The sequence below is a fragment of the Amycolatopsis sp. NPDC051758 genome (genome assembly GCF_044453095.1).
Taxonomy (GTDB): Bacteria; Actinomycetota; Actinomycetes; order Mycobacteriales; family Pseudonocardiaceae; genus Amycolatopsis.
Window position 1 is genome coordinate 1 of record NZ_JBITCJ010000008.1, and the last position, 24,701, is coordinate 24,701.

Consider the following 24,701-nt stretch of genomic DNA (forward strand, 5'->3'; position numbering starts at 1 on the left):
GGCCCCGCCCACATCGTGGTCCCGGGTGTGGCGGGCCGCCGGCGTGCCCGCCCCCGCCGCGGGGGGCGTGGCCTTGGGGCCCCCCCGCCCCCCCCCGGGGGGGGGGCCCCCGGGGGGCCCCCCCCCCGCCGGTACGGTGACGGCGTGAACCCGCCGCCGGATGGCGAACGCCGACGCCCTCGTGTGCTGGTCGAGCTGGTCTTCCTGGTGCTGTGGTTTCTGCTCTTCGCGCGTCTCGACGCCGCGGTGGGCAAAGACTTCGCGACTGCCCACGCCCATGCGCTGGCCCTCCAGTCCGCGGAACAGGCACTGCACATCAACATCGAGCGCAGCGCGAACGACTGGCTCGCTGGGAACCCGCTCCTCGCTCAGTTGGCGGTGTACCTGTACCGGCTGTACTACGTGGTGGTCGCCGGTGTGCTGCTGTGGGTGTTCGTCCGGCACGCCGGCGTCTACCGCCAGGTCCGCCGGACGATGGTCGCGATGATGGCCCTCGTGCTGCCGGTCTACTGGGCGGTGCCGATGTCGCCACCTCGCTTTTCGCTGCCGGGTGCCGTCGACATCGTTGCCCGGTACGACATCCTGGCCGTGGAGAGCTGGACACATCCCACCCACTACACGGCCATGCCCAGCATGCACGTGGGCTGGTCCCTGTGGTGCGCCTACGCCGTGTGGTCGGCGCTGCGGGGCACCCATCCACGCCTGGCACTGGTGCCGTGGCTGTTCCCGCTGCTCATGACGGCGATCGTGGTCGGCACGGGGAACCACTACGTTCTCGACGTCGCGGGCAGCGTCACGCTGCTGGCCGTCTCGATCCTCGCCGCGTCGTTGTGGGGCCGCTTCGCACCAGGGCGACAACAAGAAGACTGACGGCCCGGTCAGAACAGGGTCGCGGGCTCCACCGGCTCCGGCTCGGGCAACGCCTCGAGCCCCGGCACCAGCGCTCGCACGTCGTCGTGGAACCGGCGGGCCAGCGCCGGCGCGTCGACGTTGTCGGGGGTGTGCAGGAAAACGGTCGGCGACCGGCCTTCGCGCAGCCAGCCGGCGACCACCGCGGTCCACGGCCGCCACCCTTCGACCGTCTCCTCGACCGAGTCGCGGCCCAGGTAGCGGACGATCGGCCGGTCGGTCAGCGCCCGCGTCCGCCGCGGCAGCCGCGGTTTCTTGGCCCAGGCGTCCTGCTCGGCTTCGCTGGTCGGTGGCTTCCGGAAGAAGACGGTGGTGTCGAACGGCACCCACTCGGCGGCCGCGCCGGCGAGCGCCCCCTCCAGCAGCGACGTCGAGCCGGCGTCGGTGAAGAACCCGGGGTGACGCACCTCCACGGCACGCCTGCGGTCGGCGGGGAGCCGGCGCAGGAAGCGGCGCAGGTCGTCGACGTCCGAAGGGCCGAACGAGCCGGGCAGCTGGGTCCACAGGACGGCCCGCTCGCCGAGGGGTTCGATCGCGTCCAGGAACGCCCGCATCTCGGCCTCGACCCCGGCGAACCGGCGCTCGTGCGTGACGACCTTGGGCAGCTTGACCACGAACCGGAAGCCGGGGCCGGTCTGCTGCGCCCAGCTCTCGACGGTGTCCCGGGCGGGTGTCGCGTAGAAGGTGGTGTTGCCCTCGACCGCGGTGCACCAGCCGGCGTAGGCGCGCAGGCGCTCCTTGGCCGGCAGCGACTGCGGCACGAACCGCCCGTGCCAGGCCTTGTGCGTCCACATGGCGCAGCCGACGTGAAGACGCATCACTCCCCCTTCGTGCGGCGGCGGGGCGCCGCCGAGCGAGGGGGTGTCGAGCGCATGTGGTCCCGCACCGGCGCCAGCAGGCCGGCGAGGGTCTCGACGTCCTTGCGCGAGAGCGGCTCGAAGAGCAGGCCGCCGACCACTTCGACGTGCCCGGGCAGCACTTCGGCGAGCCGCGCGCGCCCGGCATCGGTGATGGTGACGGTGGTGCTCCGCTCGTCGTCCGGGGACGGGGTGCGCACGACCAGGCCGGCCTTCTCGAGCAGGCCCGCCTGGTAGGTCAGGCCGCTGCGGCTGTAGACGACGCCGTCGGCCAGGTCGGTCATGCGGTGGCTGCCCGACGGCGAGTCCCCGAGCCGGGCCAGCAGCTGGAACTGCACGTAGCTGAGCTCACCGGCCTCGCGCAGCTGCTGCTCGACCGCGTGCCGGAGCAGGCTGGTCACCTCGATGAGGTCGAAGTAGGCGCCGAGCTGCACGGGGTCGAGCGTCGGTGGTGCGTCTGACATGACCGGAGCTTACTGCTTTGAATTCGAAGGGGTCTCTGCTGCACACTGGCGCCATGTCCCTGTCCGAATTGGGCGCCGCGGTCCGCTGGTTGCGCGAACACACCGAGCCCGTGGCCGCCGGGCTGCCGGCCGGCGGCCTGCGCACCACGGGACGGCGGGTCCGCGGACTGCGCCGGGAGGAGCTCGCCGAGCTGGCCGGGGTGTCCGCGGACTACATCCGGCGGCTGGAGCAGGGACGGCGGCACCCGTCGGCCGGTGTGGTGACCGCCATCGCCCGCGCGTTGCGGGCCGGCCGGGCGGACTACGAACGGCTCTGCGCCCTCGCCGGGTATGCCGCGGTCGACGGGCAGGTGCCGCGCGACGCCGGGGCGGCGGCGACGCAGCTGCTGGAGCGGTTCGACGGCACCCCCGCGTTCCTGACCGACGCGGCGTGGAACGTCGTCGCCGTCAACGGCGCGTGGCTGGCGCTGGGCGGCGGGACGGCGGCCGGGTCCGCCCGGGACTGGAACGTCGCGTGGCGCACGTTCTGCAACGCCCGCGGGGAGATCGACCGCACCGAGGAGCACCAGGCCGGCTTCCAGGCCGTGCTCGCCGCCCGGCTGCGCGACACCTACCTGCGCTACCCCACCGACGCGTCGCTCGCCGAGCTCGTCGACGAACTGCGGAGCACCAGCCGGCCGTTCGACACCCTGTGGCGCACCCCGAAAACGGCCTCCGCCTACGAGAACCGGGCCGTGTTCAGCCATCCCGATGGTGACGCCATCACACTCGACGGCGCCCTGCTCGAGGTGCCCGGTGACGGCCTGATGGCGGTGGTCCTCACCGCGGCGCCGCACTCGGCCGACGCGGCCCGGCTCGACGAGGTCGTCCGCGCGTCGGGCGGGCCGGCCGTGGTCAGGGTGGGCCAAACCGGCCCAGGCTGACCGGGCCCGCACCCACGATCCTGAGGTCCGCGTGGATCAAGGTCGCCGCCGGACGGCGGTGACCGGTATCACTTGCTTCGAATTCGAAGCAGCAGTACCGTGATCCGTAGTTGCTTCGAATTCGAAGCGAACCGGACTCAGCAAAGGTGAGAACTCCGATGAAGGCAGTGCGTTTCCACGAGTACGGCGCCCCCGACGTCCTGCGCTACGAAGACGTGGAGCAGCCGGCTCCCGGGGCCGGGCAGGTCCGGCTCCGCGTCGCCGCGACGTCGTTCAACTCCGTCGACGGCAACATCCGCGGCGGTTTCATGCGCGAACCCATCCCGGTGGAGCTGCCCCACACCCCCGGCATCGACGTCGCCGGCACGGTCGACGCGCTCGGCGAGGGCGTGACCGGCATCCAGGTCGGCGACGACGTTGTCGGCTTCCTGCCGATGGACGGCAACGGCGCCGCCGCGGAGTACGTCCTAGCGCCGGCCGAGGTCCTCACGCCCGCCCCCAAGAGCGTCCCGCTGGCCGACGCGGCCGCACTGCCGCTGGTCGGGCTGACCGCGTGGCAGGCGCTGTTCGACCACGCCGGGCTGCAGTCCGGACAGCGCGTGCTGATCAACGGCGCCGGCGGCGCGGTCGGGGGTTACGCCGTGCAGCTGGCCAAGGGCGCCGGCGCCTACGTCATCGCCACGGCGAGCCCGCGCAGCGGCGACGCGGTCAAGTCGGCCGGCGCCGACGAAATCGTCGACCACACCACCACCGGGGTGACCGCGGCGGTGACCGAGCAGGTCGACGTCGTGCTCAACCTGGCGCCGGTCGACCCGGCCGAACTCGCCGCGCTCGTCACGCTGGTCCGGCCGGGCGGGGTCGTGGTGAACACGACGGTGTGGATGCCCGCTCCCGCCGACGAGGAGCGCGGCGTGCGCGGCATCAACCTGTTCGTCCGCAGCGACGCCGGCCAGCTGGCGAAGCTGGTGGCGCTGGCCGACCGCGGCGAGCTGCGGGTCGACGTCGCCGAGCGGGTGCCGCTGCCCGAGCTGCCGGCACTGCACGCCCGGGCCGCCGAGGGCGCGGTGCACGGCAAGGTCGTCGTCGTCCCGGCGAGCTGACCCCCGAGGGGTGTGCTCAGCTGCCGAACTGCTGTTTGACACCACCGATGAAGGTGGTGTCATCGGCAGCGGCACGGTTGGCGAGCAGCTCGGCCGCGTACGGGCCCGCGGTGTAGCGGAGCCGGTCCGTCCCGTCGGTCGCCGCCCGGTAGACGACCTCGGGCTCGTCTCCGCGGAAGTGCGGCAGGACGGCCTTGGTCGTGTCGAGCAAGCCCAACACGTTGAGGTCGTACTGCCGCCGGATCTTGTCCGCCGGTACCTGGCGGACAGATCCCTCACCGTCTCCCACGGGATGACCACTCGTGCCGGTCATTCCTCCTTCGGTGCCGCCCGCAGCCGGGCGGCGTAGAGCTTCATGAGCGGGACGGGCGCGAACGAGCCGACGACCACGACGAAGAGCAAGGGCCACCACAGGTCCAGCACCACCATCAGCACGACCCCGGCCGCGATCAGCGCGGCGTACCCAGCCGAGAACACGATCACGAACCGGCGATACTTGCGCAACACGAACGCCGTCTGCTCCGGGTCCGGCTCCGCCGCGGGCTTCGCTGCGGCTCGCAGGTCCAGCGCGTAGGCCGGGACCGCGTAGGGCGGCTCACGCCACCGTCCGTGCGGGAAGAGGACCACCATGTCGCGGTCGGTCCCGCCGATCCAGGCCTGCCGGTCCGGCTCGTGCTTCAGCGGCACCGAGCCGTGTGACGACGTCGCCGCGCGCAGCGTGATCCGGGTGCCGTCGCGGTAGACGACGTTGATGTCCGGCATGTGCCGGCCGCGGCGGATCGGATAGTCCGGCACGACGGTCACCGACGCGATCCGCCAGCCGGTGGCGCGGACCGCGCGATAACGGCGCCGCCAGTTCACCGCGGCGATGACCGAAAGCACGAGCCCGCTCACCCCGGCGACCAGCCCGATCACCAGGGCCCACAGCCAGGTCTGGTCGTTGTTGGTCTCCTCCAGCGTGCGCACCCGATCGGGGTCGTCCCGGTCGTAGACGACCGTGATCGGCTGCCCTTCGGCGTACGGCCGGCCGGAGTCCCAGATGATGTCGGCGTACCGGTAGCCACCGGAGCCCGCCGGGTACACCACGTAAATGGTGTCGTCGCCCCGGACGTGCCGGTAGACGCCCAGCACCTCGCCCGTCACGCGGACCCCGGTCTTCAGCAGGTGGTCGGACGAGGCGCTCATCGCGAAGAATCCCGCGCCCACCCCGGCGAGCACGGCCATCCAGACGAGCACCAAGCCCACCGAGCGCAGCACCAACGTCCGCAACCGGGTGGTCTCGACGTCGAGGTCGACCTGCCCTTGGCCGTCGTGTCCGGCCGGCTCCGGCAGCCAGCGCTCGGGCTCGGCGACCAGCGCGGCGCGGCGCCGGTCGTGCCGCCGCCCGAGGGCGACGCAGCCGAGCATCAGCGCGACGGCCAGGACGAAGACCATGAGCTCGCCCACGAGTTCGCCGTCCTCGAAGACGTAACCGGGGGCGGTCAGCGCGTAGACCGTCCCCGCCGCGTCACCGAGCGCGACCAAGCCGAAGACGATCGCTCCGGCCAGAAAGGTGTTCTGCCACCGGCGGTGCGTCGTCGCACCCCGGTCCATCCCCAGCGTCATCGCCTCACCGTAGACCCGGAAAACCCGCCGCGAACTGCGATGAAGCAGACACCGGGAGAAGGCAACCGGCCGGGCCCGCCAAGCGTGTAAGCGAGCAGTGCCTACTGCGACGCCTGGAAGCCGCCGATCTTCTGCTCGAGCAGCTCGGCCAGCCGCAGCGGGGTGCGGTCCTCGAACGCCGGGCCGATGAGCTGCACCCCGACCGGCAGGCCCTCGGGGGACCGGCCCGCGGGGACGGCGGTGGCGGGCAGGCCGGGCATGGTGGCCAGGCCGGCCCAGACGAGCTGGTCGAAGTACGGGTATTCGGCGCCGTCGATGGTGATGTGCCGTTCCATCGGGTTGGGGTGGTGGTCGTGCGGGAACGCGGGTGTCGGCGTGATCGGGCACACCACGGCGTCGAACTCGGTGAACAGCTGCCGCCAGCCGTGGCGGTGGAGCTCGCGGCGGCTGTCCGCGTCCATCCAGTCGCGGTGGCTGAACAGCATGGCGCGCAGCCGCACGGCGTCAAGACTCCGGTCGTCCGCGCTCATTCCGGCGACGCGGGTCCGCAGCTGCTCGAGCGATTCGACGGGAAACCGCGCGACGGAGCCCGAGATCAGCAACTGCATGTAGAGCGTCGCGGCCTCGGTCGGATCGGGCAGCAGCGGACTGTGCCGTTCGACGCGGGCGCCGCCGTCGACGAGCGCGTCGGCCACCCGGTGCACGCCCGCGCGCACGGCGGACCCGGTCGGGATGAGCGGATGGTCGTCGACGACCAGGACCCGGAAGTCGCCGAGCCGCTCGTGACGCGCGGGCGGCAGCGCCAACCGGTGCGCCACGCCGAGGGTCAGCGGGTCCGGTCCGGCCATGACGTCGAGCAGGAGCGTGAGGTCGCGGGCGGTGCGCGCCATCGGACCGACCACGGCGAGGTCGAGGTCGACCGGCAAGGCCGGCTCGGCCGGCGGGACCATGCCGCGGTTGGCCACCAGCCCGAGTGTCGGCTTGTGCGCGTACACGCCGCAGAAATGCGCGGGGGTGCGCAGCGAGCCGGCGATGTCGGAGCCGAGGGACAGCGCGCCGAACCCGGCCGCCAGGGCCGCCGCCGACCCGCCGGAGGACCCGCCCGCCGTGCGCCCGCGGTCCCACGGGTTGGTGGTGGTGCCGTAGATCTCGTTGAAGGTCTGGATGTCTTGCAGCCCCAGGGGCACATTGGTCTTGCCGAGAATCACCGCGCCCGCGGCCTTGAGCCGCGACACCTGCACCGCGTCCTCGGCCGGCAGGTAGTTCCGGTGCGGCGGCATCCCCCAGGTCGTGGGCAGCCCGGCGATGTTGTAACACTCCTTGACCGTCACCGGAACGCCGAGCAGCGGCCGGTCCTCACCCCGCGCACGTGCCTGATCGGCACCGCGGGCGGCGGCCCGCGCACGGTCGAAGTCCGGCACACAGATCGCGTTGATCACTTCGTCGTCGCGCTCGATACGGGCGATCGCTTCGTCGGTCAGTTCCACCGACGTCACTTCACCGGAACGCAACGCGGCAACGAGTTCTTCGGCTGATCGAAAGCTCCATTCCATGAATCGGGAAGTTATCGGCCTGCCGTGGCAGCCATAAAATCCCGCTTCGCGCAACGGAAAAGCCACTCGTCTTACCACCGAAAGTGGCCCGCCGCAGGTCACAGCACTGAAAGCGGGGGCCCTGTTCTGGACAAGCCACGGACTTCCGCATCGCGCAACAGGATGCACGTCTCAATTCGTGGCCGCCGACCGTCGGCTTTCCGATCGCCCATTGGGCTTTCTCCAACACATCGTCCCGGCGAACGGGTCGCCGGTCGAGGACCTGGCCCGCCGCGCCGCGGAGTGGTTCACCCGGCCGAAGCGGGGACGATGGGCCGGCTAGCCCGACTTCCTCATCGTCCGAACGTCCACGCCACCATCAACGGGAACTCTTCACGCCAGAATCCGTCACCGTGTGATCCAACCCGCTCCTTCGACACGACATCCGCCCCCGCAGCGCGCAGAGCGGCCGCCCACCGGGTCGCGTTCTGGAAGAAGAACGGCTCCTGCGTGCCCGCAACGAGGTACGTGCGCGGCAGCGAACCCGGCATGGCGGCAGGTGGCCGATAACCTCCGCCGGGCGAGGCGGCCAAGACCGTGCCGTAGACGTCCGGATGTCGAAGCCCCAGCGCCAGCGCCAGCTCTCCGCCCGCCGAGACACCGCACACCGCGGTGCGCTCGGCAGGCAGGGTGACGTCGAACCGTGAGCGCACCCATTGACCGACTTCCTCGCCGAAAAACCGTTCGTGCGCCAAGAACCGCTCCGGATCGAAGCCGGGTGAGTACTCCTGAAGCCGGCGGGTCTCATCGGCCGATCGGTGCACCCCGACGATCATCGTCGGCGGAACGTCCGCTTCGAGGTCACCACCCCAGGGTGAGATCAGCCGGCCGTCGCCGGCGAACACCACGGCCTCAGGCCGATCCGCCGGGAGGTAGACCGTGACCTCGCGACCGCCGTCGTACTCGAACGTCTCGGTGACCAGCTCGCCCGGGAGTGACATCTAGCGGGCGTCCTCGAAGCGCTGGTTGCCCAGCACACCCAACAGCTGCAGCTTCTCGAACGCCTCCGTGCGCGGCGCCGCGGTGAGCACCAGCAGGGCCTGCGACTGGTCCTCGGTGAACAACGCCTGGCAGTCCACCTCGATCTCGCCCACCTGCGGGTGTACCAGCACCTTGTGGTCCACGAACCGCTTCGCCACCTCGTGGCGCTCCCACAGCCGCGCGAACTCCGCGCTTTCCCGCAGCAGCGCCCGCACCAGCTCCCCCGCCCGTGAAGCCGGGCCCATCGACCCGTGCGCGGCACGCAGGTTCGCCACCAGTGCGCGGCTTTGGCGCTCGCGGTCGTGTTCCGGGTAGATCAGGCGCTCCTCCGGATCGGTGAACCAGCGGTAGATCTCGCTGCGCGCCAGGCCTTTGTAGTCGGTCCGGCCGCCGTAGAGCGCCTCGGCGAGGCGATTCTGGACGAGGATCTCGCCGAGGTTGGACAGGATCAGCGCGGGTGTGTCCGACAGCCGGTCCAGCACCCGCAGCAGCGCCGGCGCGACGTGCGTGGCCGTCACCGCCGACGAAGGGGCGTTGCGGCCGGCCACCACGAACAGGTAGTCACGCTCGTCGTCGCTCAGCCGCAGCGCGCGGGCGAGCGACGCCAGCGTCTGCTCGCTCGGCTGCGGACCGCGCTGCTGCTCCAGGCGCGTGTAGTAGTCCGTCGACATCGCGGCCAGCGACGCGACCTCCTCCCGCCGCAGCCCGGCCGTCCGGCGGCGCGCCCCCGGCGGCAGGCCGACGTCCGCCGGCCGCAGCTGCTCCCGGCGGCGCCGCAGGAAGGCTGCCAGCTCCGTTCGATCCATACCCCCAGTATCCCGCTGCTCCGGACGCCTGCCAGGGATCGCCGGTCCCCCGATATCCGCTCTCTGGCGACGCCGGGGACGGTGGCCGAAGCTCGGGGCATGAACATCACCGGAAACACCGTCTTCATCCCCGGCGCCACCAGCGGCATCGGCCTGGCCCTCGCGCTCGCCCTGCGGGAGCGGGGCAACACCGTGATCGTCGGCGGCCGGCGCACCGAGCTGCTCGAGAAGATCGCCGCCGAGCACCCGGGCATCGGCACCGCGGCGATCGACACCGCGGACGCCACGAGCGTCGAGGCCGCGGCGAAGGACGTGCTCGCCCGCTATCCCGAGCTGAACGTGCTGGTCACCATGGCCGGCGTGATGCGCGTCGAGGACTGGCACCGGCCCGAGACGTTCCTCGAGTCGGCCGAGAACGTCGTGACGACCAACGTGCTCGGCCCGATCCGGCTGATCGCGGCGTTCGTCGAGCACCTGCAGAGCCGGCCGGACGCCACCATCGTCACCGTCTCCTCCGGACTGGCCTTCGCCCCGCTCAAGGTCACCCCGAGCTACGGCGCGTCCAAGGCGGCGATCCACATGCTCAGCGAGGCGCTGCGGCTGCAGCTGGCCGACACGTCGGTGCAGGTGCTCGAGCTCGAGCCGCCGTCGGTGCAGACCGACCTGCTGCCCGGCCAGGCCCAAAACGAGCACGCCATGCCGCTCGACGAGTTCGTCACCGAGGTCATGACCCTGCTGGAAACCCGGCCGGACGCGAAGGAGATCCAGGTCGAACGGGTCAAGTTCCTCCGCTACGGCGAAGCCCGCGGCGACTACGACCAGGTCGTCGCGACCCTCAACCAGACCGATCCGCACGGGAGCTGACCACCCCGTAGGTCTCTATGCAGCCGGGCGGCCGTCCGCGACGCTGGACCGAGCAAGCGCTTTCCCGGCTCCGGAGGAGTTCGCATGGACAAGGTGTTCAGCCGTCGCACCGCTTTGGTCACCGGAGCGAGCGTCACGGCCGGCCTGGTGTTGCCGGGCGTGGCCCACGCCCACGAGACGGACGGCGTGGGCTTCGTCCTCGGCGCGGTGACCCTCGACGGCGGTGAACAGGTCACCTCGCTCACCCTCGCCACCTCCCGGTTCGGGCCGATCGACCCGGCGAGCCTGACCACCGGCACGTTCAGCGTGCACGCGAAGGCCACCAGCCCGATCGACACCGGCGGCCAGGACATCGGGTACAACCTCGACCGGCCGGTGACGGCCGCGCGGCTCGACCACCGCGGGAACGTCGTGCTCGAGCTGAGCCACGGCGAGGGCCAGCCCGGCGGCGGCACGCTCGGCTACCTCAACAGCAAGAGCCGCAACTTCCGGCTCGACCTCGTCTACACCGTGACGCAGAACGCCCCGGTCCGCCTGCGGCACGGCCGGCCGCTCACCATCACCCGGTTCACCCAAGGCCGGCTGGCCAACCCCGAGGTCGACGCCTTCACCTACCACGCTTCGCGCTCCGGGATGAAGTACCGGCTGTACTCCCCCGGCCGACGACACGGCCGGCGTCCGTTGGTCGTCTGGCTGCACGGCGGTGGTGAAGGCGCCTCCCTGCCCGACAACTACTACGACAACGAGACCACGTTGCGCGCCAACCGCGGCGCACTCGGCTTCGCCACCCGGGAAGCGCAAGCGATCTTCGACGGCGCTTACGTGGTCGCCCCGCAGAGCACGGCCGCCTGGATGGACGACGGCCCCCGGTTCGCCCCGCTCATCAACGAGATCATCCGGGACGTGCTGCGCACCCGGCCGGTCGATCCCAGGCGCGTCCACGTCGTCGGCTGCAGCAACGGCGGTTACATGAGCCTGAAGATGACCACGGTTTACCCCGGCACGTTCGCCGCGTCCGTCCCGATCTGCGGAGTTGTCGCCGCCCGGGAAGCGGGCGGCCCACCGCTGATTCCCGACGCCGAACTGGCGGCGATCAGCACCCCCACGTGGCTGGTCGCCTCCCGCGACGACGACACGGTGGACCCGCAGGCCAACACCGTCCACGCGCACGAACTCATCCCCCGCTCGTCGCTGACGCTCTACGACCACGTCGTCTGGAACGGCCACCAGTTCCCCGGTCACTGGTCGTGGATCTACGTGGCCCGCAACGACCCGAGCCTCGACGGCACCCACGTCTGGCAGTGGCTGGCCCGGCAGCACCGCTGAACGGGCTCAGGGACGTCGGAGCGGGACCAGCTGCAGGGTGGCGGCCGCGGCCGAGGCACTCACCATGTTTCCGACCCCCGCGTCACCGAAGCCGCCGTACTTGACGCGGTAGGCGGCATCAACGGCGGCGCGCTGCCCGGGGCTGCCCTCGCCGACGTCCTCGACCGCGACGTCGGCCTCCAGGCCCTCGACCCGGACGTGCGCCCGGCGAGTTCGCAGCGCCTGGCCGAACCACCCGGTGTCGCGCCGGTGCCAGGTCCGGACGTACACCCGCGAGCCCGCGCACACGACCCAGATCGGCACCGCTCGCCGCAGCGTGCCGTCGGCGCGCCGGACGCCGATCTCGAGTTCCTGGGCCGCGTCGAGCAGCTCCAGTTCCGCTGAACTCCACAGTGCTTCGCCGACTTGGTTCTCTGCCATGGGAAAACCGTAAAACCTCGACCGAGATCGAGGTCAAGATTCCGGACCGTCAGCCGATCGTGGACCTCACCCGGACAGGCGCAACCCACCGATGTCGTGTAGAAGATCATGAACCACACCACACCGGAAAGGACCGCCGCATGGCCGTCGCCGAAGATCTCGACCGCGCCACCGACTCGAAGTGGGACTGGGTCGCCGAGCAGACCCGCACGTACCTGGCCTCGGGCGGCACCGAGGGCCACGAGTCGAACGGGCTGTACACGCTCGTGCTCGCCACGACCGGCCGCAAGACCGGCGAGCCGCGGCGCACCTGCCTGATCTACGGCACCTCGGGGGACGACCTCGTGGTGGTCGCCTCCAAGGCGGGCGCCGACGAGGACCCGGCGTGGTTCAAGAACCTCGAGGCGAACCCGGAGGTCGGACTGCAGGTCGGCACCCGCCGCTGCAACGCCCGCGCACGCGTCGCGGGCCCGGGCGAGCGCGAACGGCTCTGGGCCCAGATGGCACGCACGTTCCCGCTCTACGACGAATACGCGCAGAAGACCGACCGCACGATCCCGGTCGTCCTGCTCACCCCGCGGGACTGACCACTCCCGAACCGTAGATCGAGCCGGCCCGCTCGGGGTGGTCGATGAACGGGTTGCGGTCGTCGGTGAGGTTCCCGGGCGCCTGGCCGACCGGGGAGCTGCCAGCGTCGAAGTCCTTGTTCCCCCGCTCGGCGTGGACCGAGACGTCTTCGGCGCGCAGGTGGTGCAGGTCCGTGCCCGGCCCGGTCTCGGTGCCGAAGTCGCCGGGGGACTTGGCCCAGACGTGCTCACGGTTCCAGTCGTCGGGCTCGCCGCCGTTGGCGGTCTTCGCCTGTGAGCGCCCGCTGTAGAGCAGGACGACGTTCGCCGGGTCGGCGGGATTCTCGTCGGCGGCTTTGATCCCGTCCCACACCGGCGCGCTCACCGCCGCCGGCTCAAGAAGTGACGGGCAGGCGGCCGGCATCGTCATCCCGGACCATCGGGATGGGTCAGGTCGTAAGCGCGGGAAACCTTCTGCGGAACCACCATCCGCCACGCGTCCACGACGAACTCGCGAGCCTCGATCGGGTCCAGCGCGGCAAGCTCGGCGTCAACCCAGTTGAACCGCATGTCCGACTCCGACGGCAGCCGGAACTTCGCCGGCTCGCCGGCGACCAGCGCGGCACGCTCCTCCTTCGGGAACGCGAACCCCATCACCGCCTCGTCGAGCGAGAACGCGACATAAACGATCTGCTTGACCCGGAACTTCAACCGGCCACGCACGTACACCGGATAGGACCGCTCGAGCTCCGAGCCCAGAGGAAGCACATCCCCGATGACCGCCATGCCCCATCTTCCCATGCCACGAAGCCGGCGGGGCCCGGTGAACGAGCCCCGCCGGCGGATGGTCAGCTGATCGGTTCTATCCACACGTTGCGGAACCGCACGTTCTCACCGGGGTCTCCGTGGTCCTGCAGCCGGATCGCGCCCGGGCCGGCACCTTCGGGATCGCCGGCTCCGGTCGATCCGGTGATGCCGACGTCGTTGTGGACGGTCACGCCGTTCCAGACGACGGTCACCCTGGCGTTGTCGGTTTTCGTCCCGGCGCTGTCGAACCGTGCCGCGCGGAACGTGACGTCGTAGGTCTGCCACGTCAGCGGCGCTGTCGCGGCGTTCACGTCCGGCGCCTTCTGCGTGTAGATCGCGCCGGCCTCGTCGTTGGCGAGGCTGGTGTCACCGAAGGAGTCGAGCACCTGGAGCTCGTAACGGTCCTGCAGATACACGCCGCTGTTGCCCCGCGCCTGCCCGGTCACGTTCGACGGATAGCTCGGCTCGTACCACTCGACGTGCAGCTTGAAGTCCCCGAACTTCTGCCTGGTCCGGATGTCCCCGCCGAGTGACTCCATCGAGCCGCCGGAGACCGGCCACGGCGCCGCTCCACCGGAGCGGAGTTCCCACGCGTTCAGATCGGTTCCGGTGAACAACGGGATCCGGGTGGCCGCGGTGACGGTGATGTTGTCGAGGTTGACGTTGCCGACGTCACCGCTGTCGAACCGGTAGGAGATCGAGTTCGCACCCGCCGTCAGCGGCAGCACTTCCGGCTGGCGTGCCCAGCTGTCCCACGTAGTCGTGCTGGCCAGCCGGGTCTGCCGGACCTTCGTGCCGTTGACGTAGACGCTCACGGACTTCGTCCCGGCGCTGGGATTCGGGCCGTTCGCATACCGCAGGCCGACGTTGTAGCTCCCGGCCGTGGGCACGTTCACCGCGAAGGTCGTGGACGCGCCCTGATTCCAATACCCGTCGACGAATCCGGTGGCTTCGTAACCCGTGTGGTCGGTGTTGACGCCCGCGCCGCCGCTCAGCGTCGCGCGCTCGGCTTCGTAGGTCACGGCGGCCGGCGCGCCCCCCACCGTCGAGTTGAGGGTGTACCACGCTTCCGTGCTCCACAACGCCGTGCCGGATTCGGACGCGAACGGCCGCGGCGACCGGACGTGGACGACCCGCCCGGGCAGCAGCCCGGAGATCTGCAGGGTGACCTTCTTGCGGTCGGCGGACACCGCCGCGCCGGTCACGGTGAGGGTCTGCTCGTCGACCTTGGGGCCGCCGTACGTGGCCGTCGGCGCGTAGCGCCATTGCGAGACCTGGTACTTGGTGATCAGGTCCTGGGCCGTCGCGGCGGACAGCGGCTGCGTGTATTCGAACTCGAACCCACCCGGGACCGCCCGCATGGCGAGGATGTCGAAGGTGTTCGTGCCGTTGGGAGTCAGCTTCTGCAGGCCGTAGGCGAGCTTGCCCGGCTGGCCCCAGTTGCCGCCGCCGTCGATCCCGCCGGTGTAGATCGCGCCGTCCGGGCCGAGGCTGATCCGGCTGACCCCGGACTCGAGGCCCTGGGTCATCCGGAAGACCGCACCCTGGTACTCGCCGTTGACCTTCTCCAGGTAGACCCGCTGCAGGCCGCCGTAGGTCACGTCACCGTAGACCAGCTGGCCGGCAAAGGTGCCTTGGGTCAGCTGGACCGGGTTGCTGGGCGAGTTGGCGATTTCGTTGTGCGGCAACCACACCACCGGCGCGGTCACCGGCTGCGCGTCGAACGGGCCCGCCGGGTTCGTGTAGTGGTTGAAGAACCGGTTCTGCTTGATGCGCACGAGTTTGTTCGCGGGCAGCCAGGCACCCTGGTTGTCGGTGACGAAGATGTCGCCCTCCGGACCCCAGCCGATGCCGTGCGGGGTGCGCAGGCCGCCGGCGATGGTCGAGACGGCGCCGGTGTTCTTGTCGACCTTGAGGGTGACACCGCGGCCCGGCGCGGGCTGGGGGTTGGTGGTCGCCCCGCCGAGGTCGATCGCCACCGACAGGTTGACGTAGAAGAATCCGTCCTTGTACAGCAGGCCGAAGGCGAATTCGTGGAAGTTGCCGCTGAACGGCCAGGTCGCCACCGTCCGGTAGACGTCGGTCACGCCGTCGCCGTTGGTGTCGTTGAGTTCGACGAGCCGCGTCTTCTCCGACACGTACAGCTTGCCGTCGACGTACTTGATGCCCATCGGTTCCTTCAGCCCGCCGGCGATCCTTTGCGTCCGGACCCGGGACGGGTCGGTGGTGCCGGTGGCGTTGCTGATCAGCTGGACCTCCCCGGCGGTGTTGTCCGAACCACCCCAGGTGGCGATGGCGAGCCGGCCGTCCGGCAGCCAGTCCATCCCGGTCACCTGCGGCTGGAAGCCGCCGGGGCGCAGGTCGGTCAGCGTGAAGCCGGGGTGGACGCCGGTCAGCGGCAGGCCGTCACCGGGAGAGTCGGCCGTGCCTTCGCATTCCTTCTTCCCCGGCGAGGTCACCCGGACGACCCCGGCGTCGGTGCTGAGCACCGAGGTGGGCACCACCACGAAGGCCGACGAGCCGGGAGGCTGCCATTCCAGCGTGATCTGCTGGTCACCGGCGTTGTCGAAGTGCTCGATCCGCAGCGCGTGGTAACCGGTGGTCAGCTGGACCGAGCCGGTCACCGCGGTCGCCCCGTGCAGGCCGTCGTTGGTGATCACCACCTGCCCGTCGATGCGCAGCCGGGAGCCGTCGTCACTGGTCAGCCGGAACTGGTAACTGCCGGCGGTCGCGATGGAGATGTTGCCGGTCACTTCGGAGACCAGGAAGTCGCTGACGCCGAAGTCGGCGGTGCTGGTCCAGTTGATCGTCGGCGTCAGCTTGTCGACGTTGGGGGTCAACCCGGGCTTGATGGTGCACAGCTTGCTCAGTTCGGTTTGCATGTCGAACACCCGAAGGGTCACGCCTGGCTCTTGCGGTGGGACGGCGGCGTGAGCGGGTGTGACGACGGCGGCCGACAGGGCTGTGAGCAGGACTGTTACCACCAGAACCGCTCGGCGGCATCGTTCGCGGGCAGCCAGAAGCATCGTTGCTCCTCGGGGAAGAGCCAGGCTCTCTACCTGACGCTCGGTGAGCGTAGGGAGAACTTTTGCATCAAGTCAACGAAAGTATGTCCCGTTTGAGCGAAATTACGCCGTCTAGACGCGTAAGTGCCCGTGCGCTCGGCGTCGCGGAGACGGCTCCTCGGCCGTCTCGTTTCCGTGCTCTACTTTGGAGAGCCGTCGTTTCCGGCGGTGTTCGGAGGGGGCAGTACGTGGTCACGATGGTGCGTTTGCTGGGGGAAGTGGACGTGCTGGTCAACGGGCGGCCGGTGGATCTCGGCACACCGCGCCAGCGATGCATCATGGCGGTGCTCGGGCTCGAAGCGGGCCGCGTCGTGCCGGCCGACCGGTTGGTCGGACGCGTCTGGGGCTCCGACGTCACGCCGCGGACGCGGACCACCCTGCACGGGTACATCTCCCGGTTGCGCGCGGCGATGGCCGGTGCCGACGGGATCAGCCTCGCGCGCCGTTCCGGTGGTTACGCCCTGATGACCGACCCGGAGCTGGCCGCGGTCGACGTGCACCTGTCCCGTGAGCTCCGCACGAACGCCCGGGATGACGACGAGCGAGCGCTGCCGTTGCTCACCGAAGCACTGGGGTTGTGGCGGGGAGAGTCGCTGACCGGGGTGGGCGGGGAATGGGCCGAAGCCGAACGCGAGCGGCTCGAGCAGGAGCGGCTGGTCACCTGGCAGGACCTCGTGGACGCCAAGCTCCGGCGCGGGTTCGGGGAAGAACTGGTGGTCGCGCTTTCGGCCCATGCCAGGGAGCACCCGCTCGACGAACGAACCGCGGGCCAGTACATGCTGGCGCTGCACCAAGCCGGACGGAGCGCCGAGGCGCTGCAGCACTACCAGCACGTCCGCAGCCTCCTGGTCGACGAGCTGGGTGCGGACCCCGCCGCCGCGCTCCAGGAAGTGCACCGGCAGATCCTGGCCGCCGACCCGGCGCCGGCACCGGTGGCCGACCCGCCGGGGGCGGCGAGTGAGCCGGTGCTGCCGCGGCAGCTTCCCGCCGCGCCGGCGTCGTTCGTCGGCCGCCGTGCGGATCTGGCCGATCTGGACGGTTGGCTGACCCCGCCGGGTGCTGCCGCCACCGTGGTGATCTCGGCGATCACGGGCGCCGGCGGGATCGGCAAGACCTGGCTGGCCCTGAGCTGGGCGCACCGCCACGCCGACGAGTTCCCGGACGGCTGGCTCTTCGTCGACCTTCGCGGGTTCAGCCCGGCGGACGAGCCGATGGCCCCCGAAGTGGCGGTGCGGGGGTTTCTCGACGCGCTGGGTGTGCCGTCGGCGCGGATCCCGCCTGCCTTGCACGCGCAGACCGCGCTGTTCCGCAGCCTGGTCGCGGACAAGCGGATGCTCCTCCTCCTGGACAACGCCGCCACCACCGCCCAGGTCGAACCGCTGCTGCCGGGGACCTCGACCTGTGCTGTCGTGGTGACGAGCCGAAAGCGGCTGTCGGGTTTGATCACCGGGCACGGGGCCCGGCAGCTGCTGCTCGACGTGCTCACCGACGGCGAAGCCCGCACGTTACTGGCCGACCGCCTCGGTGCGGCCCGGCTCGCCGCCGCCCCGGCCGCGATCGACGAGCTGATCGGGCTCTGCGGCGGGTATCCGCTGGCGTTGAGCATCATCGCGGGCCAAGCCCACACTCGCCCGCACCTGCGGCTGTCGGTGCTGGCGGACGAGCTGCGCGAACTGGGTCTCGGTGCGCTGGAGGACGACGACCCGACCGCCAGCCTGCCCACCGTGCTGTCCTGGTCCTACCGGACCCTCACCCGCGATCAGGCCGCGATGTTCGCCCTGCTCGCCATCTCACCCGGCGCCGACATCAGCCTTACCGCCGCCGCCGGTCTCGCCGGATTCCCGTCGACGAAGGCTCGGGCTCACCTGCGCGCGTTGGAGGACGCTTCCCTGATCACGCAAGACGCGCGCGGCCGCTACGGCATGCACGACCTGATCCGGCACTACGCCGGCGACGTCGCCCAGCGAGACCTGACCGGAGAAGAGCGCGCCGCGGCTCTGCGGCGAACCATCGACTTCTACATCCACACCGGCTACGCCGGCGAACGGCTCCTGGCGCCCTACCGCCAGCCGATCCGGCTCGAGCCGCCGGCGCCGGGAAGCCGGCCGCAGCCGTTGTCCGACGTGGCGGGAGCGGTGGCCTGGTTCGAGTCCGAATACGCCACTCTGCGGGCTGCCCAGCAGCTGGCCATCGGGCTCGGCTGGCACCGCGAGGTGTGGCAGCTGGCCTGGACCTTGATCACGTTCCACTATCGCCGGCGTGATCGCGAGGAGCGCCGGGCGGTCTGGCAGATCGCGTTGGAAGCCGCGGAGCGGCTCGGTGATCCCGAGGCTGTCATCGTCGCCCACTCGTACCTCGGCCACGCGCATGCCGAGCTCACGAGGTACGAGGAGGCTGCCGAACACCTGCGCACCGCTCTTGCGCTGGCCGAGCAGCACAACGACCTGGCCGGCCGGGCCTACGCCCACTACCTGTTCGGACAGGCCCTGGGGTACCAGGAGAAGCACCGGACGGCGATCGACCACGTTCACCGGGCGTTGGAGCTGTTCCGCACGCTCGACCAGCCGGTGTGGGAGGCGTTTGCGCTCAATCACCTCGGCTGGCATCTCGCCTGTCTCGCCGAGCACGAGACGGCTCGTGAGCACCTCGAGGCCTCGGTCGCCTTGCACCGGCGGAATCATTCGACGCCGAACGACGCGTATCCCCTGGGCAACCTGGGCTACGTCGCCCACCACACCGGCCGGTTCGACGAAGCACTCGGCTACTACGCAGAGTCCCTCGCCCTGCTGCGTGAGTTGGGAGACTTGCGCTACGTCGCCGTGGCGCTGGACTGGATCGGCCAGACCCACTACGCGCTCGGGCACTACGACCACGCCGGCGCGAAGTGGAAGGAAGCAGTCGAGCTCTACCGAGAGCAGGGCCGCGATCACGCGGCGAACGGGCTCCAGGACCAGTTGGACGCCTTGGAAAACCGATCCTGAGCAGCGAGGCTCACAGGCCCAGATCGCGGCCGACGATCTCCTTCATGATCTCCGTGGTGCCGCCGTAGATGGTGGAGATGCGCGAGTCGAGGTAGTCGTGCGCGATGCGGTATTCGAGCATGTAGCCGTAACCGCCGTGCAGCTGCAGGCACCGCCCGACGATGTCGACGTACTGCTCCGTCGTCCAGAATTTCGCCGCCGCGGCGTCCACAGCGGACAGTTCGCCGCGGGAATGCCGGGTGAGCAGATCGTCGATGTAGCTGCGGCTCACCCGCACCGCGGTGACCATTTCCGCCAGTTCGAAGCGCGTGTTCTGGAACGACCCGATCGGCTTGCCGAACGCCGTGCGCTGCTTGACGTAGTCCAGGGTGCGCTCCAGGACACCCTCCGAGGAGGCCACGGCGTTGGCGGCGATCGAGATCCGTTCCTGGGGCAGGTTGCGCATCAGGCCGAGGAAGCCCGCCCCCTCCTCGCCGAGCAGGTTGGCGGCCGGCACCCGGACACCGTCGAAGAAGAGCTCGCTGGTGTCCTGGGCGTGCAGGCCGATCTTCTCCAGGTTGCGGCCGCGGGAAAAGCCGGCGCGATCGGCCTCGATGACGAGCAGGCTGAGCCCGCCGTGGCGGTCCGTGCCGGTCCGGACGGCGGTGACGACGAGGTCGGCGTTCTGGCCGTTGGAGATGAAGACCTTGCTGCCGTCGACCACGTAGTCGTCGCCGTCGCGGACGGCGGTGGTGCTGATCCCGGCCAGGTCGCTCCCGGTGCCGGGCTCGGTCATCGCGATCGCGACGATGAGCTCTCCGGCAGCGATGCCGGGCAGCCAGCGGGCCTTCTGCTCGTCATCGGTCAGGTCGGTGAAGTAGGGCACGACGATGTCGTTGGAGAGCGCCACGCAGGCGAGCCCGTCCGACACGGGGTTGCGCGAGAACTCTTCACCGATCACGGCGTTGAAGCGGTAGTCGGTGATGCCGCCCCCGCCGTACTCCTCGGGAACGGAGAAGCCGAGGATGCCGGCGCGGGCGGCCTCCCGGAAGAGCTCGCGGTCGACCTTGCCCGCCGCCTTCCACCGCTCGGCGTGCGGCGCGGCGTGCTTGTCGACGAAGGCGCGGACCGTGTCCCGCAGGAGCTCGTGGTCCTCGTCGTAGAGCGGCCGCTTGGCCGGGAAGACAGTCGTCACACGAACTCCTTCGACGTTGCGAACCGGTTCAGGCCGGTCAGGGCCTTGCTGAGCGGCACCCCACTTCGATATGTTAACGAGAAATCGCACGACTAGACAAGCTCGGGCACGACGTCGTGCCGCCAAGTCCAGGCCAGACAGCAGAGATGCACGGATACGCCTCCAAGGAAGCAGGTATGTAAATGAGCAATCTCAGCAGGCGGAGCGTCTTGTCCCTCGGCGCGGCCCTCGGGCTGGCGGGTGTGGCGAGCACGGCCGCCCCCGCGTGGGCCTGGTCGTCGACGGGCTCGGTGGCCGGCACCGGCTCGGGAGCCGACCCGTGGCAGGTCTGGGACGACCCGGTCGACGGTCTGGTGGCATCGCTGCTCGACAACGGCCAGGTGCCGGCGGTCAACGCCGCGCTGGCGTCGTGGGCGAACAACAACGACCCGGTGCCCAGCAGCCTGCCGGCCGCTCTCGCCACCCACCTCCAGCAGGCCAAGAACCTGCCCTCCTGGGCCGACCGCGCCAAGCTCCGGCTCGCCGCCGACTTCAACCGGCGCAAGGACACCTACCTGTTCATGCTCTACGGCCTCGGCAGCGGCATCATGAGCACGGTCATCCCGCGCGAGGCCGAGTCGGTCTACTGGTCCGCGGGCGGCGCCAACATGAAGGACCGCGCGGCCAAGACGTTCACCTTCGGCTACGACCTGAGCGAGCTGACCGCCTACGAACCCACCGGCCAGTTCGTGGTCACCGCCAACAAGACACGGCTGGTGCACGCCGCGGTGCGGCACCTGCTGCCGCAGTCGGCGCACTGGCGGGAGGTCACGGACACGCAGATCCCGATCAGCAACGGCGACATCCTGGTCACCTTCCACAGCCTGGGCACCTTCGTGCACCGGAAGCTGCTCGAATGGAAGGTCCCGATGACCGCCGCGGAAGAGGAGGCCTTCCTGCACATGTGGCAGGTCGCCGTCCACCTGCTCGGCGTGCGGGACGAGTTCATCCCCAAGACCTGGGCCGACGCGAACGCGCAGTCGGCGTACGCGCTCACACCGATCCTCGCCCCGACGACCGAGGGCAAGGCACTGGCCAAGGACCTGCTCGGCCTGACCGCGCAGGTCGACCTGGGCGTCACCCGCGGGTTCCTCAACGAGTTCGTGCGCTACGTGCTGAACGACAAGATCGGCGACTGGCTCTCGCTGCCCCGCGACTACGCGGCGGCCGCACTGGTCCGCACCGGGTGGCCCACCTACATCGCGTTCCGCGAGGGGCTGTTGCCGGTGCTACCCGTCGGGTTCTACATGTTCGACCAGTTCGTGCGCGCCCTGGCGATGCTGTTCCTCAACAACGGGACCTCACCGACCAGCACCACCATCGTGATCCCGACCGGGAACCGGCCGGGCGCCTGACCCGGGCGTCCGACGGCGTGACGGCCCACCGCGGGTCGTCACGCCGGAAGGCCCAGCGCTCCCACGACCAAGGCGGTGACCGCGGCACGATGATCCGGGCTGTCCTGCCACCGCAGTCTTCGCCCTGCCTCGACGACCACGCCGAACCCGGCGTGCACCAAGGCCCGGGCCTGGCGCGGATCGAGGTCCGGGCGAGCCAGTCGCAGCTGCTGCTCCCAGATGGCGATGTGCTCGCGCTGGGCGACGGCCAAGGGGCGCTGCAAGGCGGCCGGCAAGCCGGCCACCTCGGCGTCGGCGACGCTGGTGAGGGCGGTGTGCTCGAAGCTGTAGGCCACGTACGTCGCCGCCAGGGTGATCACGGCGTCGTGCGGGCCGGCCACCCCGTGCAGGTTCTGCTCCACCGCTTGGGCCAGCAGCCCCGCCGCCTGCAGGCAGGCCGCCGCCAGGATGTCGGCCTTGCCCGGGAAGTGCCGGTAGATCGTCGACGGGACCAGCCCCGCGGCCTCGGCGATCCGGCCGTTCGTGACGTTGGCGAAGCCGTCCTGCTCGAACAGCGGGATGGCGGCGGCGAGGATCTCCGCGCGCCGGGTGCGCGGCACGGGCAGGACGGGCAGCTCGACGGAGCGGGCACTCCCGACGGGCGCCGCGGGGCTGGTCGCGACCACGCGCACGGCCGCCGCCAGCAGCAGGTCCTCGGCCCGGCGCGGGGCGATCGAAGTGTGGTGCATCGTGATCGACCCGATCGCCCCGAGGGCCGCCGCGGCCCGCAGGTGCTCGTCCGGCAGCGGGTGCTCGCGCCGCACCACCTCGGTCACCCGCTCGACGACGTGCGCGAACTTCCCCCTGAGGACCCGGCGGTCCGCCCGCTCGAGGTACCGCGCCTCCCACCGGTACAGCCCGCCCGACGCGCGATGGGCGACGGTGACCCGGGTGACGGCGGCGAGCAGGTCCGCCAAGGCCGCCTCGCGCGGCACCTCGTCGACCGCGGCGACGAGCCGGTCGACCATGACGTTCGCGCACTCGGCGAACAGCGCGTACTTGTTCGGGAAGTGCCGGTACAGGGCCGCCGCGGTGATGCCCACGGTGGCGGCGATCTCCTCCATGGACGCGGCGTGGTAACCGCGCTCGCTGAACACCCGGCCCGCCGCTTCGACGATGAGCTGTCGGCGGTTGCGCGGGCGGGTGGCCGCGGGCGACTCGGCGGTCACCGGCGGACCCGGGCGAACGGACGCGGGAGCAGGGCCATGCGTGCCAGTCAATCACGAGCCGGACCGAGGCCCCGAGAGCAGCACGACCACCTGACCCCCACCTCCCGAGGAGTGCCCCGTGCCGACCGACGCACCTCCCGCCTGGTCCTTCCGGCACCACTGGATGGCCCACGCGGCCACCCACGCCGTGATGCGACCGGACAAGCCCGCGTTGCGCCATCTCGGAGAGACGACGACCTGGGCGCAGCTGTCGCGGCGGTCGTTGCAGCTGGCGGCCGCGCTTGCCGGCCGTGGGGTCGCCGAGGGTGACCGCGTGGCCCTGCTCACCCTCAACCACCCGTGGTTCGTGGAGAGCGTGTTCGCGGCGAACAGCCTCGGAGCGATGGCCGTCCCGCTCAGTTTCCGGCTCGCACCGCCGGAGCTCGGCCACATCCTGGCCGACTGCGCGCCGTCGGCCGTCATCGTCGACGCCCAGCTGCTGCCGCTGCTGCAGGCCGTGCCGGCCGCCGCGTCGATCGGCACGGTGATCGTCATCGGTGAGGAGGCCGGGAACCTCTTGGGGTACGAGGAGTTCCTGTCCGCCCACGAGCCGATGGACCTGCCCGACGTCGGTGAGGAGTCGACGGCGCTGATCATGTACACCTCGGGCACCACCGGCCGGCCGAAGGGAGTCCTGCTGTCCCACCGGAACCTGCAGCTGCAGGCGCTCACCTGCATCCGCGCGATGGAGATGTTCGACGACTCCGACATCGGCTTCCTGACCGCGCCCTTCTTCCACATCGCGGGCCTGGGGTCGATCGTGGCGAACTTCGTCGTCGGCGGCACGGTCGTGCTCCACTCGCTGGGCGCGTTCGACCCGAAGGCGGTGCTCGACGCGTACGAGCGCGAGGGCGCCACCGTCGTGTTCAACGTGCCGCAGCAATGGGATCTGCTCTGCGCCCAGCCGGACATCGGCGAGCGTGCGCTGAAGCTGCGGATCATCAGCTGGGGTGCCGCACCGGCGAGTGACGCGACGCTGCGAGCCATGGCCGAGAACTTCCCCGGCGCGCTGAACGTGGCGGTGTTCGGGCAGACCGAGACCTCGCCGATCACCTGCGTGCTCCGCGGCGAGGACTCGCTGCGCAAGCTCGGCTCGGTCGGGCGGCCGATCCCGACCCTCCAGTACCGCGTTGTGGACGAGTCCATGAACGACGTCGCCGTGGGCGAGGTGGGCGAGATCGTCTACCGCGGCCCCACGGTGACCCAGGGGTACTGGCGGAAACCGCGCGAGACCGCGGAGGCCTTCGCCGGCGGCTGGTTCCACTCCGGCGACCTGGTCCAGCAGGACGAGGAGGGCTTCGTCTGGGTCGTCGACCGCAAGAAGGACATGATCATCAGCGGCGGCGAGAACATCTACTGCGCCGAACTGGAGAACGTCATCGCCGACCACCCGTCGGTCCGGGAGGTCGCCGTGCTCGGCCGGCCCGACGAACGCTGGGGCCAGGTGCCCGTCGCCTTCGTCGCCGTCGTCCCGGAAGCCGGCCTGTCCCTGCGGGAGCTGACCGGCTTCCTCGACGGGAAGCTCGCATCGTTCAAGATGCCCAAGGATCTCGTGGTGGTTCCCGGGCTCCCCCGCAACGCGGGCGGAAAGGTGGACAAGGGGTTGCTGCGGTAGTCCCG

Annotated in this window: 21 protein-coding genes and 1 pseudogene; 9 read left to right on the forward strand and 13 right to left on the reverse strand. The window is 70.6% G+C overall.

All coding sequences use genetic code 11. From position 1 onward, the window contains the following. Positions 1 to 144 precede the first annotated feature (144 nt). Positions 145 to 870 (forward strand): phosphatase PAP2 family protein, encoded by a 726-nt coding sequence (locus ACIA5G_RS33050; protein ID WP_395930359.1) that lies wholly within the window; start codon positions 145 to 147, stop codon positions 868 to 870. A gap of 8 nt (positions 871 to 878) precedes the next feature. On the opposite strand, the gene ACIA5G_RS33055 is transcribed toward ACIA5G_RS33050, so the two are convergent. Beyond that, positions 879 to 1,703 (reverse strand): DUF72 domain-containing protein, encoded by an 825-nt coding sequence (locus ACIA5G_RS33055; protein WP_395931332.1) that lies wholly within the window; start codon positions 1,701 to 1,703, stop codon positions 879 to 881. A gap of 23 nt (positions 1,704 to 1,726) precedes the next feature. Then, the gene (locus ACIA5G_RS33060) at positions 1,727 to 2,230 is read right to left on the reverse strand and encodes a MarR family winged helix-turn-helix transcriptional regulator (protein WP_395930361.1); all 504 of its coding nucleotides are present in this window, start codon (positions 2,228 to 2,230) and stop codon (positions 1,727 to 1,729) included. 53 nt (positions 2,231 to 2,283) lie between these two features. On the opposite strand from ACIA5G_RS33060, the gene ACIA5G_RS33065 reads away from it, so the two are divergent. Both ACIA5G_RS33065 and ACIA5G_RS33070 read left to right on the forward strand, forming a co-directional pair. After that, positions 2,284 to 3,153 (forward strand): helix-turn-helix domain-containing protein, encoded by an 870-nt coding sequence (locus ACIA5G_RS33065; RefSeq protein WP_395930363.1) that lies wholly within the window; start codon positions 2,284 to 2,286, stop codon positions 3,151 to 3,153. A 158-nt stretch (positions 3,154 to 3,311) separates the two neighbouring features. Further along, positions 3,312 to 4,253 (forward strand): NADP-dependent oxidoreductase, encoded by a 942-nt coding sequence (locus ACIA5G_RS33070; protein WP_395930365.1) that lies wholly within the window; start codon positions 3,312 to 3,314, stop codon positions 4,251 to 4,253. Positions 4,254 to 4,269: 16 nt separating this feature from the next. On the opposite strand, the gene ACIA5G_RS33075 is transcribed toward ACIA5G_RS33070, so the two are convergent. The 5 genes from ACIA5G_RS33075 to ACIA5G_RS33095 form a co-directional block, all read right to left on the reverse strand. Continuing rightward, the gene (locus ACIA5G_RS33075; protein WP_395930367.1) at positions 4,270 to 4,566 is read right to left on the reverse strand and encodes a hypothetical protein; all 297 of its coding nucleotides are present in this window, start codon (positions 4,564 to 4,566) and stop codon (positions 4,270 to 4,272) included. Then, on the reverse strand, positions 4,563 to 5,858 hold the full coding sequence (locus ACIA5G_RS33080) for a DUF3592 domain-containing protein (RefSeq protein ID WP_395930369.1): 1,296 nt from the start codon (positions 5,856 to 5,858) through the stop codon (positions 4,563 to 4,565). The genes ACIA5G_RS33075 and ACIA5G_RS33080 overlap by 4 nt, the downstream gene beginning before the upstream one ends. A gap of 101 nt (positions 5,859 to 5,959) precedes the next feature. Then, positions 5,960 to 7,411 carry an amidase gene (locus tag ACIA5G_RS33085; RefSeq protein ID WP_395930371.1) on the reverse strand — a complete coding sequence of 484 codons (1,452 nt, stop codon included), beginning with the start codon at positions 7,409 to 7,411 and terminating at the stop codon, positions 5,960 to 5,962. A 332-nt stretch (positions 7,412 to 7,743) separates the two neighbouring features. After that, on the reverse strand, positions 7,744 to 8,391 hold the full coding sequence (locus tag ACIA5G_RS33090) for an alpha/beta hydrolase (protein WP_395930373.1): 648 nt from the start codon (positions 8,389 to 8,391) through the stop codon (positions 7,744 to 7,746). Continuing rightward, the gene (locus ACIA5G_RS33095; RefSeq protein WP_395930375.1) at positions 8,392 to 9,237 is read right to left on the reverse strand and encodes a helix-turn-helix transcriptional regulator; all 846 of its coding nucleotides are present in this window, start codon (positions 9,235 to 9,237) and stop codon (positions 8,392 to 8,394) included. 99 nt (positions 9,238 to 9,336) lie between these two features. Between ACIA5G_RS33095 and ACIA5G_RS33100 the strand changes: the two genes are divergently transcribed. Both ACIA5G_RS33100 and ACIA5G_RS33105 read left to right on the forward strand, forming a co-directional pair. Beyond that, entirely contained in the window at positions 9,337 to 10,101 is a 765-nt protein-coding gene (locus ACIA5G_RS33100) for an SDR family oxidoreductase (protein ID WP_395930377.1), read from the forward strand. Positions 10,102 to 10,185: 84 nt separating this feature from the next. After that, positions 10,186 to 11,427 carry a hypothetical protein gene (locus ACIA5G_RS33105; RefSeq protein WP_395930379.1) on the forward strand — a complete coding sequence of 414 codons (1,242 nt, stop codon included), beginning with the start codon at positions 10,186 to 10,188 and terminating at the stop codon, positions 11,425 to 11,427. Between the two features lie 6 nt (positions 11,428 to 11,433). Here ACIA5G_RS33105 and ACIA5G_RS33110 read toward each other — a convergent pair whose 3' ends face one another. After that, on the reverse strand, positions 11,434 to 11,847 hold the full coding sequence (locus ACIA5G_RS33110; protein WP_395930381.1) for a DUF2255 family protein: 414 nt from the start codon (positions 11,845 to 11,847) through the stop codon (positions 11,434 to 11,436). A gap of 140 nt (positions 11,848 to 11,987) precedes the next feature. On the opposite strand from ACIA5G_RS33110, the gene ACIA5G_RS33115 reads away from it, so the two are divergent. Beyond that, on the forward strand, positions 11,988 to 12,434 hold the full coding sequence (locus ACIA5G_RS33115) for a nitroreductase family deazaflavin-dependent oxidoreductase (protein ID WP_395930383.1): 447 nt from the start codon (positions 11,988 to 11,990) through the stop codon (positions 12,432 to 12,434). A 58-nt stretch (positions 12,435 to 12,492) separates the two neighbouring features. On the opposite strand, the pseudogene ACIA5G_RS33120 reads toward ACIA5G_RS33115, so the two are convergent. From ACIA5G_RS33120 to ACIA5G_RS33130, 3 genes and pseudogenes are all read right to left on the reverse strand, one after another. Then, positions 12,493 to 12,786: pseudogene (locus ACIA5G_RS33120) on the reverse strand (endonuclease); the annotation flags it as partial. Between the two features lie 53 nt (positions 12,787 to 12,839). Next, on the reverse strand, positions 12,840 to 13,199 hold the full coding sequence (locus ACIA5G_RS33125; RefSeq protein WP_395930385.1) for a hypothetical protein: 360 nt from the start codon (positions 13,197 to 13,199) through the stop codon (positions 12,840 to 12,842). A gap of 62 nt (positions 13,200 to 13,261) precedes the next feature. After that, positions 13,262 to 16,246, reverse strand: a complete 2,985-nt coding sequence (locus ACIA5G_RS33130; protein ID WP_395930387.1) for a family 16 glycoside hydrolase — start codon at positions 16,244 to 16,246, stop codon at positions 13,262 to 13,264. A 236-nt stretch (positions 16,247 to 16,482) separates the two neighbouring features. On the opposite strand from ACIA5G_RS33130, the gene ACIA5G_RS33135 reads away from it, so the two are divergent. Beyond that, on the forward strand, positions 16,483 to 19,266 hold the full coding sequence (locus ACIA5G_RS33135; protein ID WP_395930389.1) for a BTAD domain-containing putative transcriptional regulator: 2,784 nt from the start codon (positions 16,483 to 16,485) through the stop codon (positions 19,264 to 19,266). A gap of 10 nt (positions 19,267 to 19,276) precedes the next feature. On the opposite strand, the gene ACIA5G_RS33140 is transcribed toward ACIA5G_RS33135, so the two are convergent. Next, entirely contained in the window at positions 19,277 to 20,440 is a 1,164-nt protein-coding gene (locus tag ACIA5G_RS33140) for an acyl-CoA dehydrogenase family protein (protein ID WP_395930391.1), read from the reverse strand. A gap of 182 nt (positions 20,441 to 20,622) precedes the next feature. On the opposite strand from ACIA5G_RS33140, the gene ACIA5G_RS33145 reads away from it, so the two are divergent. Beyond that, positions 20,623 to 21,834 (forward strand): oxygenase MpaB family protein, encoded by a 1,212-nt coding sequence (locus ACIA5G_RS33145; protein WP_395930393.1) that lies wholly within the window; start codon positions 20,623 to 20,625, stop codon positions 21,832 to 21,834. A 38-nt stretch (positions 21,835 to 21,872) separates the two neighbouring features. Here ACIA5G_RS33145 and ACIA5G_RS33150 read toward each other — a convergent pair whose 3' ends face one another. Then, positions 21,873 to 23,042, reverse strand: coding sequence for a TetR/AcrR family transcriptional regulator (locus tag ACIA5G_RS33150; protein WP_395930395.1), 1,170 nt, complete (start codon positions 23,040 to 23,042; stop codon positions 21,873 to 21,875). Positions 23,043 to 23,160: 118 nt separating this feature from the next. Between ACIA5G_RS33150 and ACIA5G_RS33155 the strand changes: the two genes are divergently transcribed. After that, the gene (locus tag ACIA5G_RS33155) at positions 23,161 to 24,696 is read left to right on the forward strand and encodes a long-chain-fatty-acid--CoA ligase (protein ID WP_395930397.1); all 1,536 of its coding nucleotides are present in this window, start codon (positions 23,161 to 23,163) and stop codon (positions 24,694 to 24,696) included. Positions 24,697 to 24,701 lie beyond the last annotated feature (5 nt).